This is a genomic window from Flaviramulus sp. BrNp1-15 (assembly GCF_022259695.1).
Taxonomy (GTDB): domain Bacteria; phylum Bacteroidota; class Bacteroidia; order Flavobacteriales; family Flavobacteriaceae; genus BrNp1-15.
Window position 1 is genome coordinate 2,230,615 of the sequence record NZ_CP092099.1, and the last position, 12,993, is coordinate 2,243,607.

The 12,993-nt window shown below is 31.3% G+C and carries 15 protein-coding genes; 2 read left to right on the forward strand and 13 right to left on the reverse strand.

The window, feature by feature from the left end; all coding sequences use genetic code 11:
• Window positions 1–14: 14 nt before the first annotated feature.
• The 6 genes from leuB to MBM09_RS09845 all read right to left on the reverse strand — a co-directional run bounded on the left by leuB (window position 15) and on the right by MBM09_RS09845 (window position 6,167).
• A complete protein-coding gene (gene leuB / locus MBM09_RS09820; protein ID WP_238673544.1) occupies window positions 15–1,073 on the reverse strand; it encodes a 3-isopropylmalate dehydrogenase in 1,059 nt (352 codons plus the stop codon).
• A 17-nt stretch (window positions 1,074–1,090) separates the two neighbouring features.
• Entirely contained in the window at window positions 1,091–2,611 is a 1,521-nt protein-coding gene (locus MBM09_RS09825) for an alpha-isopropylmalate synthase regulatory domain-containing protein (RefSeq protein ID WP_238673545.1), read from the reverse strand.
• Complete coding sequence (gene leuD, locus MBM09_RS09830) at window positions 2,611–3,207, reverse strand: 3-isopropylmalate dehydratase small subunit (protein ID WP_238673546.1); 597 nt, start codon at window positions 3,205–3,207, stop codon at window positions 2,611–2,613. The genes MBM09_RS09825 and leuD overlap by 1 nt, the downstream gene beginning before the upstream one ends.
• Window positions 3,208–3,256: 49 nt before the next feature.
• A complete protein-coding gene (leuC, locus tag MBM09_RS09835; RefSeq protein ID WP_238673547.1) occupies window positions 3,257–4,651 on the reverse strand; it encodes a 3-isopropylmalate dehydratase large subunit in 1,395 nt (464 codons plus the stop codon).
• Between the two features lie 230 nt (window positions 4,652–4,881).
• Window positions 4,882–5,268: an acyl-CoA thioesterase gene (locus tag MBM09_RS09840; protein ID WP_238673548.1), complete on the reverse strand. Its 387-nt coding sequence runs from the start codon at window positions 5,266–5,268 to the stop codon at window positions 4,882–4,884.
• A gap of 11 nt (window positions 5,269–5,279) precedes the next feature.
• Window positions 5,280–6,167: a DUF72 domain-containing protein gene (locus tag MBM09_RS09845; RefSeq protein WP_238673549.1), complete on the reverse strand. Its 888-nt coding sequence runs from the start codon at window positions 6,165–6,167 to the stop codon at window positions 5,280–5,282.
• Between the two features lie 120 nt (window positions 6,168–6,287).
• Here MBM09_RS09845 and MBM09_RS09850 point away from each other — a divergent pair, with 120 nt between their 5' ends.
• Window positions 6,288–6,704, forward strand: a complete 417-nt coding sequence (locus tag MBM09_RS09850) for a glyoxalase (protein ID WP_238673550.1) — start codon at window positions 6,288–6,290, stop codon at window positions 6,702–6,704.
• On the opposite strand, the gene MBM09_RS09855 is transcribed toward MBM09_RS09850, so the two are convergent.
• From MBM09_RS09855 to MBM09_RS09880, 6 genes are all read right to left on the reverse strand, one after another.
• Window positions 6,705–7,385, reverse strand: coding sequence for a DUF2461 domain-containing protein (locus MBM09_RS09855; protein WP_238673551.1), 681 nt, complete (start codon window positions 7,383–7,385; stop codon window positions 6,705–6,707).
• Window positions 7,386–7,457: 72 nt separating this feature from the next.
• Window positions 7,458–8,018 (reverse strand): hypothetical protein, encoded by a 561-nt coding sequence (locus MBM09_RS09860; protein ID WP_238673552.1) that lies wholly within the window; start codon window positions 8,016–8,018, stop codon window positions 7,458–7,460.
• A 53-nt stretch (window positions 8,019–8,071) separates the two neighbouring features.
• Complete coding sequence (locus MBM09_RS09865) at window positions 8,072–8,302, reverse strand: hypothetical protein (protein WP_238673553.1); 231 nt, start codon at window positions 8,300–8,302, stop codon at window positions 8,072–8,074.
• A gap of 182 nt (window positions 8,303–8,484) precedes the next feature.
• Complete coding sequence (locus MBM09_RS09870; RefSeq protein ID WP_238673554.1) at window positions 8,485–9,387, reverse strand: mechanosensitive ion channel family protein; 903 nt, start codon at window positions 9,385–9,387, stop codon at window positions 8,485–8,487.
• Window positions 9,388–9,437: 50 nt separating this feature from the next.
• Window positions 9,438–9,944 (reverse strand): Dps family protein, encoded by a 507-nt coding sequence (locus tag MBM09_RS09875; protein ID WP_238673555.1) that lies wholly within the window; start codon window positions 9,942–9,944, stop codon window positions 9,438–9,440.
• Window positions 9,945–10,108: 164 nt separating this feature from the next.
• Window positions 10,109–10,885: a tRNA pseudouridine(38-40) synthase TruA gene (locus tag MBM09_RS09880; RefSeq protein WP_238673556.1), complete on the reverse strand. Its 777-nt coding sequence runs from the start codon at window positions 10,883–10,885 to the stop codon at window positions 10,109–10,111.
• A gap of 97 nt (window positions 10,886–10,982) precedes the next feature.
• Between MBM09_RS09880 and MBM09_RS09885 the strand changes: the two genes are divergently transcribed.
• The gene (locus MBM09_RS09885) at window positions 10,983–11,402 is read left to right on the forward strand and encodes a hypothetical protein (protein WP_238673557.1); all 420 of its coding nucleotides are present in this window, start codon (window positions 10,983–10,985) and stop codon (window positions 11,400–11,402) included.
• 52 nt (window positions 11,403–11,454) lie between these two features.
• Here MBM09_RS09885 and MBM09_RS09890 read toward each other — a convergent pair whose 3' ends face one another.
• Entirely contained in the window at window positions 11,455–12,954 is a 1,500-nt protein-coding gene (locus MBM09_RS09890; protein WP_238673558.1) for an alpha/beta hydrolase-fold protein, read from the reverse strand.
• Window positions 12,955–12,993 lie beyond the last annotated feature (39 nt).

The following is a 12,993-nucleotide window of genomic DNA, read 5'->3' on the forward strand; positions in this document are numbered from 1 at the left end:
TAAATCGTTGTTCTTTAAATATTTGCTGCTAACCAGTCTCCTACTTCTTTTGTTCCGTATGATTTACCTCCGTTAGCTAAATCTTCGGTTACAATACCTTCAGCTAATGATTTGTTTACAACCTCTCTAATTGCTTTACCTTCTTCTGGTAAATTAAATGCTGTTTCAAACATCATAGCTGCAGAAAGCACTGTTGCTAATGGGTTTGCTATATTTTTTCCGGTAGCTTGTGGATAAGACCCATGAATTGGTTCAAATAAAGCAATATCACTTCCCATAGATGCTGATGGCATTAATCCCATAGACCCAGAAATTACTGAAGCTTCATCAGTTAAAATATCTCCAAATAAGTTTTCTGTAATTAAAACATCATAACTATTTGGCCATTGTACTAAACGCATTGCTACTGCATCAACAAACTCATAGCTTACTTCTACTTCTGGATAATCTTTTTCCATAGCCTGAACTGTTTCACGCCATAAACGAGAAGTTTCTAAAACATTAGCTTTATCTACACAACACAATTTTTTAGAACGTGTCATAGCTAATTCAAAACCTTTTTTTGCCAAACGTTGTACTTCTGCTCTAGTATATACGCAGTTATCGTATGCTGTTTCACCTTCATCTCTTCTACCCTTTTCTCCAAAGTAAATACCACCGGTTAATTCACGTAGAAACACTAAATCGGTACCTTCAATACGTTCTTTTTTAAGAGGTGATTTATCTATTAATGAAGGAAATGTAAAGGTTGGACGCACATTGGCGAACAAGCCTAACTTTTTACGCATTTTTAATAAACCTTGCTCCGGACGAACTTTTGCAGAAGGGTCATTATCAAAACGTGGATGCCCAATAGCACCAAATAACACAGCATCAGAAGCTACACAAACATTGTGTGTTTCGTCAGGATACGGTTCTCCTACAGCGTCAATAGCAGCAGCACCTGTTAAAGCTGGTTTCCAAGTAATTTCATGTCCGAATTTTTTAGCAACAGCATCACTTACTTTTACTGCTTGTTCTATAACTTCTGGTCCTATACCGTCTCCGGCTAAAAGGGCAATATTAAATTTCATATGTATATTTAAAAATCTTAATTAGTAATAATATTTAGCATTTTTTCTGTGGCTTTAATAGCCGAAACCGTTTGATCGGAATCTAAACCACGTGTTTTAAATTCTTTTTCACGGTTTTTCCAGGTAATAATGGTTTCACATAATGCATCAGAATGACTTCCTGGTGGGATTCTTACAGCATAATCTATTAAATCTGGTAACACCATTTTTTTTCTTTTGAAAACATTTTTGATGGCATTCATAAACGCATCAAATTGTCCGTCACCTTGCGCGTTTTCTTCAAAAGTTTCATTTTCTATAGTGATTGAAACCGTTGTAGATGGTTTTAAACCCTTAGAATGTGTTAGAACATAAGAGTTAACCTTTACTTTTTCTTCATAAGTTCTATCTAAAACATCTGAAATAATATAAGGCAAGTCTTCTTTGGTAACCACTTGCTTTTTATCGCCAAGTTCAATAATACGCTGGGTAACTTTTCTTAAATCCTCATCATTAAGTTGAAGACCTAACTCATGTAAATTCTTTTGAATATTAGCTTTCCCTGAAGCTTTTCCTAAAGCATATTGGCGTTTTCTACCAAAACGTTCTGGTAACAAATCAGAAAAATATAAATTCTTTTTATTGTCACCATCTGCATGAATACCAGCAGTTTGGGTAAATACATTAGCGCCAATTACAGGTTTGTTTGAAGGTATCATAACTCCAGAAAAGTTTTCAACCAACTTACTTACAGTATATAGCACTTTTTCGTTTACTCCGGTTTCAACATCTGGCATAAAATCGTTAATCACAGCAATAGTACTTGCCATTGGTGCATTACCTGCACGCTCTCCCATACCATTGATAGTTAGATGCAAACCATTTGCTCCTGCCCTAACACCCTCAATGGCATTAGAAACACCCAAATCATAATCGTTATGTGCATGGAAATCGAAATGTAAATTTGGGTACAATTCTTTTATTTCTTTTACAAATTCGTATGATTCTTTAGGTGTTAAAACCCCTAAAGTATCCGGAAGCATAATGCGTTTAACGGGTTGCGTTGATAAGAACTCTAAATATTCAAAAACGTAGTCTTTAGAGTTACGCATACCGTTACTCCAATCTTCTAAATACACATTGGTTATTATACCTTTTTCTTGTGCTAAATAAATGTTTTCTGAAATTTCTTTAAAGTGTTGATTTGGAGTTTTTTTAAGCTGATGAGTTAAATGGTTTAATGAACCTTTAGTGAGTAGATTTTGAACCTTTGCTCCGGCTTCAATCATCCAATCGATGGACACCCCTTTATCTACAAAAGTTAATACTTCTACTTTGTTTAAATAATCATTTTCTTTAGCCCACTCAGTAATATCTTTTACCGCTTGAAACTCACCTTCAGAAACTCTTGCAGAGGCTATTTCTATGCGGTCAACTTTTAATTCTTCTAATAAAAGTTTGGCAATGGTTAATTTTTCAGAAGCAGAAAACGACACACCCGAGGTTTGTTCACCGTCGCGTAATGTCGTATCCATTATTTCTATTCTTCTTAGTGCCATTATAGCATCAAATCATTTGCAAAAGATTCAATTTCACCTTTCATGCTTTGAAGATAATCAATATCATCAAAACCATTTAGCATATTATCTTTCTTGTAACTATTTATCTCAAAAGATTCTTGAGCACCAGTTGATTTGATTGTTATAGTTTGTTCCTGAAGATTTACTTCAATCTCAGTGTTAGGATCTTTGTAAATTTCTTCAAAGATTTGTTCTGAAAATTCCGGACTTACCTGTACAGGCAATACACCAACATTTAAACAGTTGTTTCTAAAAATATCTGCAAAGAAACTAGATACTACACAACGGAATCCGTAATCATAAACCGCCCATGCAGCGTGCTCTCTTGAAGAACCAGAACCAAAGTTTTTACCACCAACCAATATTTTACCAGAGTAAATAGGATTGTTTAATACAAAACTTTCTTTTGGGGTATTATCATTATTATACCTCCAATCTCTAAATAAGTTATCTCCAAAACCTTTACGCTCTGTAGCTTTTAAGAAACGTGCTGGTATAATTTGATCGGTATCTACATTTTCTAACGGTAATGGAACCGCAGTACTTGTTAATATATTGAATTTATCGTAAGCCATTATATGTTGTTTTTTGTTTAATCGTTGATTTGTTTATAAAATTCAATGATTATAATAATTCTCTTGGGTCTGTTACTACACCTGTTACTGCAGCAGCGGCAGCCACTAACGGACTAGCAAGCATAGTTCTAGAACCTGGACCTTGGCGTCCTTCAAAGTTTCTGTTTGAGGTACTTACTGCATATTTTCCAGCAGGAATTTTATCATCATTCATAGCCAAACATGCAGAACAACCAGGTTGTCTTAACGTAAATCCAGCTTCGGTAATAATATCTAAAATACCTTCTTCTTTAATTTTATCTTCAACCTCATGCGAACCAGGAACTAACCAAGCTGTAACATGGTCTGCTTTTTTCTTACCTTTAATAATTGACGCAAACGCTCTAAAATCTTCAATTCTACCGTTGGTACAACTTCCTAAAAATACATAATCTACCTGTTTTCCAATCATAGAATCATTTTCTCCATAACCCATATAATCTAAAGACTTTTTGTAGGTAGCAACACCACCTTCAACAGCTTCAGCATTTGGAATATGCTTAGAAATACCAATACCCATCCCCGGATTTGTTCCGTATGTAATCATAGGCTCAATTTCAGCAGCAGAAAAAGTTAATTCTTTATCAAATGTAGCACCTTCATCAGTTTTTAAAGTTCTCCAATGTGCAACGGCTTTATCCCAAGCTTCACCTTTAAGAGATAATGGTTTGTCTTTTAAGTAAGCAAAAGTAGTTTCGTCTGGAGCAATCATACCACCACGTGCACCCATTTCAATAGATAGGTTACAAACGGTCATACGGCCTTCCATAGTCATGTTTTCAAAAACATCACCTGCATATTCAACAAAATAACCTGTTGCTCCAGAAGTTGTTAATTTTGAAATAATAAAAAGCGCAACATCTTTTGGAGTTACAGCCTTACCAAGCGTTCCGTTGATATTGATACGCATTTTTTTAGGTTTAGGCTGCATAATACATTGCGTAGATAGCACCATTTCTACCTCTGATGTTCCAATACCAAAAGCAATGGCACCAAAAGCTCCGTGTGTTGATGTATGTGAATCTCCACAAACTATGGTTGCTCCAGGGAACGTAATTCCGTTTTCAGGTCCAACAACGTGCACAATACCATTCTTTTTGTGACCTAAGCCCCAGTGACTAATACCATACTCATTAGCATTGTTTTCTAAAGCTTTTAATTGATTAGCAGATAACGGATCTTCTACCGGTAAATGCTGGTTTATTGTTGGTGTATTATGATCGGCAGTAGCAAATGTACGCTCTGGATATAATACTTTTAAACCTCTATTTTTTAATCCTAAAAATGCAACAGGACTAGTTACTTCATGTATAAAATGACGGTCTATAAAAAACACATCTGGTCCGCCATCAATCTTTCTTACAACATGCGAATCCCATACTTTGTCAAATAATGTATTACTCATAAAAATGTTAAAATTTATATTATAAACTAATTTCTACGCAATAAAAGGTCGTAAAATTAGCTGTAGAAAAGCAAATTTATAAAAAAAGGTATTTTTTTAAAGCTATTTAAAACCTTAAGATGCTCTATTGAAGAATTTTTATAAAATATCTAATAGAAGTGTTATTAATTGAATTTAATTCAATAATTACTCAATATTGCTTACAATTTTAAAAACAACAAGAAACTTATTTAGTCTAACCTATCGGCAACAAATTCCACTTCTGTTTTTCCATGTGGTAATGCTTTTCCATCTGGACCTAAATTTACCATAACAATATTAGAAATGGTTATAATAGTTTCACGTGTCATTTTATTTCTAACCTCACAACTTAAAGTTAAAGAAGCTTTACCAAATTTAACAACTTCAATACCTATTTCTATAATATCTCCTTGTCTTGCTGATGCTTTAAAATCTATTTCACTCATGTATTTAGTAACCACCTTTTGGTTCTCTAATTGTATGATAGTATAAAGCGCTGCTTCCTCGTCTATCCATTCAAGTAAACGACCTCCAAACAGTGTTCCGTTAGCATTTAAATCTTCTGGTTTAATCCATTTTCTGGTATGAAATCTCATATATTTTTCAATTAAAAAAGTTGTTGTTGATCGTCTTCATTTGGAATTTTAAGTGAATACCCAAACTCTGAATTTATTTTCTTTATAAAGTAAGCAGAAAGCAAAGGAGATTCTTTCTCTATATTTTGATGTATAAAAAAATCTATTTCTTTTATTCCTTGCTCTTTCCAGAGTTTTAAGCACTCTACCCAATCATCCAAACGCGAATAATCGCTTGCATGGTTTGCACCAACATATCTTACAAAAGCTGTAGCATTAGTTAAACGCATATGCATTAAATCGCGTCTTCCCGCAGTATCAACAATAACATTAGATATGTTGTTTGTTTCTAAAAGTTGATACAAATCTTCTGCAATGGCTTTATCGTTATACCAATCTGTGTGTCTAAATTCAATAGCTAACGGTATTTCTTTGGGCCATTCTTCAACAAAATTTACAACTCTATCAAAGTCTTTTGGAGCAAAATTATTATGCATCTGCAAAAAAATGGTGCCTAATTTTTCTTTTAAATTTGATGCGTTGTACAAGTAATTTTCAACCACATCTTTAGTTTCGTTTAATCGTTTCCAATGACTTATTTCTTGATTTAGTTTAGGAAAAAACTTAAATCCATCAGGCGTTTTTTTATACCACGTTGAAAATTGATCCGCTGGAAAAATTCTATAAAACGTTGCATTAAGTTCTATAGAATTAAATTGTGACGAATAATATACCAACTCGTCTTTTGTACCTCTTGGGTAAAATCCTTTTAGGTCTGCCCTATTCCATTTTGCGCATCCAACGTATATCTCAGGGATATTGTCATCCTTAACTTTATTAAGAACTCTTTTAGTATCAGGATGGTCTTTTGGTAAAGTAAAATCAATATTTTCTGGGTTATCTACAGATCCGAATTTCATACGTTCATTTTAAAATTTAAAGATAAAAAATCTTTATTGTTAATAAGGTCGTTAATAATTATAGTTTGAATGATTTTTATGAGGGTTTATAATCTATATTTTTATTCAAAACTCCTAACCATGAACACAAGAGACTTTAATTTAAAAAGTATTCGTCCTGAAATTTCAACAGCTACAATACATGACAACATGAGTAGCGATGAACGTTTTCAAAATTTAGTTTTGCGCCCCATTATTAAGTTACAAAACGATTTATTAGTAGAAGTTTTTAGAAATTATATAGCAAAACACAAATCTGTTTTTTATGATTTATCGTTAGAAAAGCGAACAGATTATATTGAAAACGCTATTCAAAAAGATATGAAATTCAGAAACTCTTTAAAAGGTATGATTATTGGCCAGTTTACAGTTGAGGAATATTTGCTCTACATTAAAAACTCATCGGCTTTAAATAAACGCATGATGAATATTGTTAAGGAACGTTTGCTAAGCAATATTCAACTTTTTGAAAAACCTGAATTGTTAGCTGCGGTTTAGCTATACCAAAGAAACACCATTTAAATCGGTAGTCAATACATCACTCATATAATCAAAATATGGTCTAACAGCTTTAAAAGCTCTATCAATTTCATTTATAAAATTTGCATTTAAAACTTCTGCATCAGTATACTTTTTAGTAAAAATATATTGTTTCTTTTTTATTAAATCTATAGCTTTATGGTCTTTACTAAAGCCTTTTGGTGCAGTTTTAACTTCATCTCCTACAAAAGAGTTTCCCCAAATTGAATTGAAATTTTTATTAGCTAATATGTCTCTAATTTCTTCATCATCCATTTCAAATTCTTTGCGAATACGTAATAAATCGGCAGGAGCAGGTTCCCAGAAGCCTGTAGCTAAAAAACTTTCATTATTGGGTTGAATATGTAAATAATAGCCACCTCTTAACTTTGGTTTTGTACGATGAAACGAACCACCAAAATGTGTTTTGTAAGGCAATTTGTTTTTTGAAAAACGTACATCTCTATAAATTCTGAATATTTTAAGCTTATCTATATCGTCATGCTTGTTTAAATCTTCAAGAACTTTGTTATAGAATAGTTTTACTTCGCCTTCTATAGCTTTAAATTCTGGTTTATGCTCGTTAAACCAATCACGATTATTATTTTTTTCTAATTTATTAAAAAATGTAAAAACAGATTTTGGTACGGTTGGATTCATTGACTCGATTTTTGTTTAAAAATACAAAAAGTCCCGACTTAAGCGGGACTTTTATTCTTGAGTTAGTAAATATTAAATATTTGTTTTATTTCTTTCGTAAACTTTAACTTCAATAGTATCAGTATCATTATTATAATATTCAATTACAAAATTACCATCTGTATTAAAATATCCAATACCATTGTAAGCTTCTCCACTAATTATATAGTTGCCTTTAGCTCCTGTAGTTAATGCTCTACCCACATTTACGAATTTTTCTTTGTCTTTATCAAAAGCTATATCAAAACCTCTACTGTTTGGAGTAAACATATAATTGTTGTCTCCATACATGAAATAAGTTACTTTACTTAAAGTATCATAATCAGAATCTGCATCGTCATCAATCATTAGCATTTTCTCAACTTTGGTAGTTGCTGCTACTCTATCTTGATTTACTTTTGTTGCATCATTTTTATCTAACTTTACGTTTGCTGTTTCACGAGTTACAACTTTTACTTTTTTCTCAGCTGTTTCGTCTCCATCTTTATATTTAATGGTTTTTACTTTAGTTTCTTCTTTTACTTCTGTTGGCTTTTCTTGAGTCATTGCCGTACTAAAAATTAGCATTGCAAATACATAAATTATATTTTTCATTTTTTTAATAATTTTAAAGTTAATATTCATTTTGATTTATAAGTAAGACGTTTTTATTTGTCTTTTTTAGCTTCTTCTTTTGCTTCTTTAATTTCATCTTCAACATCTTCAATAGCGTCTTCTACATCGTCAGCTAATTCTTCAGAGTTTTCCTTTGCTTCTTTTTTAACTTCATCAATTGCTGCTTCAATTTTTTCTTCCGGAGTTTTCTTTTCTTCTCTACACCCCGTGAATGCTATAGATATTGTAAATAATAATAGTAATGTTAATATTGATTTTTTCATGATTTTAAATTTTAGTGTTTAACTTTTTATTTGATACTGCTAAATTATAGCAAGTGTATTCCTCGTACTGACTCATATCATTTCAATCCGTGCTCAAATACAAATAAGGCACTAGAATTAATAAAGTTTTAAGAGTTTGAAGTTAACTTGTTAAGAGAATTAACATGAATTTTAATCAAAAATCAGTTATCTGAAAATTGCTTATTTAATTTTGAAGTATTTAGTGATAGCTTATTATCGAATTGTAAGGTTCGTATTGGGAACGGAATATTAATACCTTCTTTATCGTAAGCTTTTTTAATCTCAATGATGGCTTTGGTTTTAGCTTTAAGTTTTTCCAACATGCTTTCGGCATCAATCCAAAATCTACATAAATAATTAATAGAACTATCTCCAAATTCAGTATAATAGAATTCTACATCATTAGAACTTTCAACTTGATCAAAAGTTTTTGCTATGGTTTCTTTAGTAAGCTGTTCTACTTTTTCTAAATCGGATTCATACCCTACTCCACATTCAAGAAAAACACGCATTTTAGTAGTTAATGAATAATTTTTAAGTGGGTTTTCTAAAATAAGCTTGTTAGGTATAACTACCATATTGTTATCAGCCTCTCTTAATGTGAAGTCTTTAAGGTTTATATCAATAACTTCTCCTGAAAATCCATTGGTTTCTACCCAATTTCCTATTTGAATTTTTTTACGAAATGATAACACAACACCTGCAAATGTATTAGATAAAGTGCCTTGTAAAGCTAAACCTATTGCTAAACCAGCTACACCAGCACCAGCTAATAATGAGGTTAATGTTTTGCTTAAATTTAGAATTCCTAAAGCCAAAAACAACCCTGCTAATACTACAACTACTGCAGATATACGAGCAATCATATTACTTATTGAAGCTTGACTCACTCTTTTAGACACTAATTTGTTTACAATTTTGTTTACATATTTTGCAGTGAAATAAGCTGCAACCAATACGATTATTGCTAATATTAAATTTGGTATATTTTCTATAATGGTATTAAACCATCCTTGAAGCTTTTCTATTAAATTTCCGTAAGCCTCTGTTAATTGTTCTTTCATTTTTCTGGTTTTTTTTAGTTAATAAATTGTCTTGTTCTAAAAATGAAAAACTAACTCACTTCTACTACGCTTGTTTTAAGATTGTCTTTGGTGTTTTTATTCCAAGCGCTTAACATCCAACTAGATTTTTCTAACTCTCTAATATAAGCACCAATTAAGTCTATTGTACCTTCGTCATTAATACGTTCAGCCTTTTCAACCACTTTAGACATTTGTTTTAAAATAAGTTTATGATCTTTAATAATTTCATTAACCATTTCGGTATCAGATTTTAAAGGCTCAGCTTCTGATATTGATGACACTTTTAAATAATCACTAAACTTACTCATTGGGTGATAACGAAGTGTTAATATACGTTCTGCAATTTCATCTATCTTAACTCTGGCATCGTTGTAAAGCTCTTCAAACTTTACATGCAAATCAAAAAAGTTTTTACCAAGGATATTCCAATGGTTACTTCTTAATTTTTGATAATAGATATGATAATCTGCTAAAAGAATATTTAGCTCTACTACAACAGTTAATAATTCTTCATCTTTCATGTTCAAATAACTCATAATATTTTTCTGTTTTAATGTTCAACACTATATAAACTATGGTGTAAATAAAAAATGTCAAGCAATTTAACAGCCTTTAACCCTATTAACTTTTATTTAACTTAAATTATGTTAAATAGAATGTTATTTGTTAAAAAAATTATGAAGATGTTGTGTAAACTGATTTATAAAAATTCTATGTTTTTTAGAATTAAACCTGATGCTGGAGCTATATAATCCATTTTAATGTTGCTTTGTGGTAACAGGCTTTCTTCTATAGTTTTTATAGCGAGTTTTCCTTTTCCTAAATCAATTAATGTTCCCATCATTAACCGAATTTGATTACGCATAAACCCCTTACCTTTAACTCGTAATATATATGATTTTTCTGGAAAGTAACTAGCTTCATATAATGTGTTTTCAACCAATTCGCAGGTTAAAATTTCACGATTATATTGCCCATTATTAGTTGGTTTATAACAATAAGATTTATAATAATGCTTCCCTTCAAACAGTTTAGCACCTTTTTTCATGAGTTCAATATCTAAATCATCTAAAATGGTTGTCATTATTGGCGCACAAAACGGATGGCATTTTTCACCGTAAGTAAACAAATATAAATACTCTTTAATTTTTGAATGATTAATAATGTTGAATTTAGAATCAACTTCTCTAATATTCAATGCTCGAATGTCTTGCGGTAAGTTGTAATTGAATAACTCCAAAAAAGCCTCTAAATCATCAATAGGTTCTCTTAAAAATAATTCAAAAGCTGCATTTTCAGCAGAAACCATAGCGTCTGTTCTACCTGAACTTAAACTTTTAAAAGGTTTACCATCTAGAATAAAATTTAGTGTTCTATCAACCATTAAGTGCAGTGTTTTTACATCGGGTTGTTTTTGCCAACCGTGAAATCTGTAACCTAAATATTGAATATTTATAACGTAAAAGTATTTTTTCATGAATGCTTTTAAATAGCTCGGAAAGTAAGGCAATTATTAATTTCTAACAAAAAATTTATAAATTGTATTATTATTTACTAACTAAAAACTAAATATTATGACTGAAAACACAACTAACAAACCACCTATTTGGTTTTGGATTATTAGTGTTATTGCACTTTTGTGGAATGCCATGGGAGTATTACAATACCTAGCACAAGCTTATCAAACTGAAAGCTGGCGTTCAGCCTTAACAGACGAACAATTTGAAACTATTTCTAATTTTCCTGCGTGGTTAACTGGAGCTTTTGCTGTTGCAGTTTTTGCTGCAACTATAGGAAGTTTAGGGCTTTTACTAAGAAAGAAATGGGCTTATTATTTATTTGTATTATCCCTAATTGCTGTTATTATTCAAATGGGATACATTTTAATTCAAGGTCATGCCGATAACATATTTATGACTATTAGCATTATTGTATTTTCCATATTCTTAGTTTGGTTTTCTAAAAAAACTATTTCCAAAGGTTGGCTTATTTAATATAATTTTATAGAAAAAAGGCTTTAGAAAACTCTAAAGCCTTTTTTATGTCTTAATCCCACTGAAAAGCAAAGTACATACATTGTTCGTTTCCTATATTTTCTATGGCATGTGGGACATCTGATGCTAAAAAGTAAATATCCCCTGTTTGTCCTTTATATATTTTTTCACCAATTTCCATTTGTGTATTCCCTTTAATCATAAGTACAATTTCTGCTGCATGATGTGTATGTGGCTCATGGCTTTTAATACCTGCATTTAAATTGGTAACGTGCATCTCATAATACCCAACAGTAGCTGTTTTGGTGTGGAAATAGTTTCTAATGCCTCCTCTATCGTGCTCATTAAACTCTAATTCATCAAAATCAATAATAAAAGATCCTGCGTTATCTTTTCCTCTTTTTAAATCTAACTTTTCTTTGGCGCTATATAACATATGATAGACTAATGCTGAGTTTTCAGATGAATTTTTAATATGAATTCTATCTTTTGGCAATACAAAAGCAACACTATTAGGACCAATAGTTTTAGTTTCTTCTCCGATAGTTACTTCTATTTCGCCTTCTTTTACAATAAAAATTTGTTCTTTAATATCATAGTTAAAATTGTGAATAGAATCATTAGGGTTTATTGAAATTGAAGAAAACTCCATTTTTTGAAAATGTGTTGTTTCTCCATTTATTAATAGCTTATCAGCTTCATATTTATAAACTCCAGAAGTTACTTTTTCATTTTTCACAACATCACTCCACAACCATTCTAAAGTTTCGGGTAAAATAGTTCCGCCTTGTTTCCCATCATGTCCACCATCACCTGAAACAAACATATAATTATAATCTTTAAACTTTAAAGCTTTTTCCATTTGAAGATTAGCCAACCACCAATTTCCGAATTGATTATCTAAATCATTTTTTCCGTCTTGTAGAAACACTTTAATATCTTTTTTATCTGCTTTTCTTATCATTGGAGGATAATTATGTCCACCACGTATATCGGCAAAACTCCCAAAATGACTTAATACTTTATGAAATACTTCTGGATGAAACCAAGCCGCTGAAAACGCACAAATCCCACCAGAAGATAAACCTCCAATAGCACGCATTTTTGGGTCATCAGAAATATTATAAGTTTTCTTTAATTCTGGAATCATTTCTTCAATTAAAAAACGTCCGTAATCATCATTCATACTATCATATTCAACGCTTCTGTTACTACTACGCCATGGACTATCAATATCACCTATACTCTTATCATGTCCAGGATTTATAAATAAACCAATAGTTACAGGCATTTTTCCTTGATGAATTAAATTATCAAAAACAATAGGAATTTTAAATTCCCCATTTTTATTTGCATACGCATGACCATCTTGAAAAATCATGAATGCAGCTGGTTTTGAAGCATCATATTGCGCAGGAATATACACTTGATATGCTCTACTGGTATTTTTAAAAATGCTGCTTTCAAATGTATGTTTAGTGATTTTACCTTGTGGCACGCCTTCTTGTATTTTTGAATCTTCAGTGAATACATATTCGCTTTGCGAAAACATAGTGATTGCAGTTAAACACATACAAAATGTCAATATATT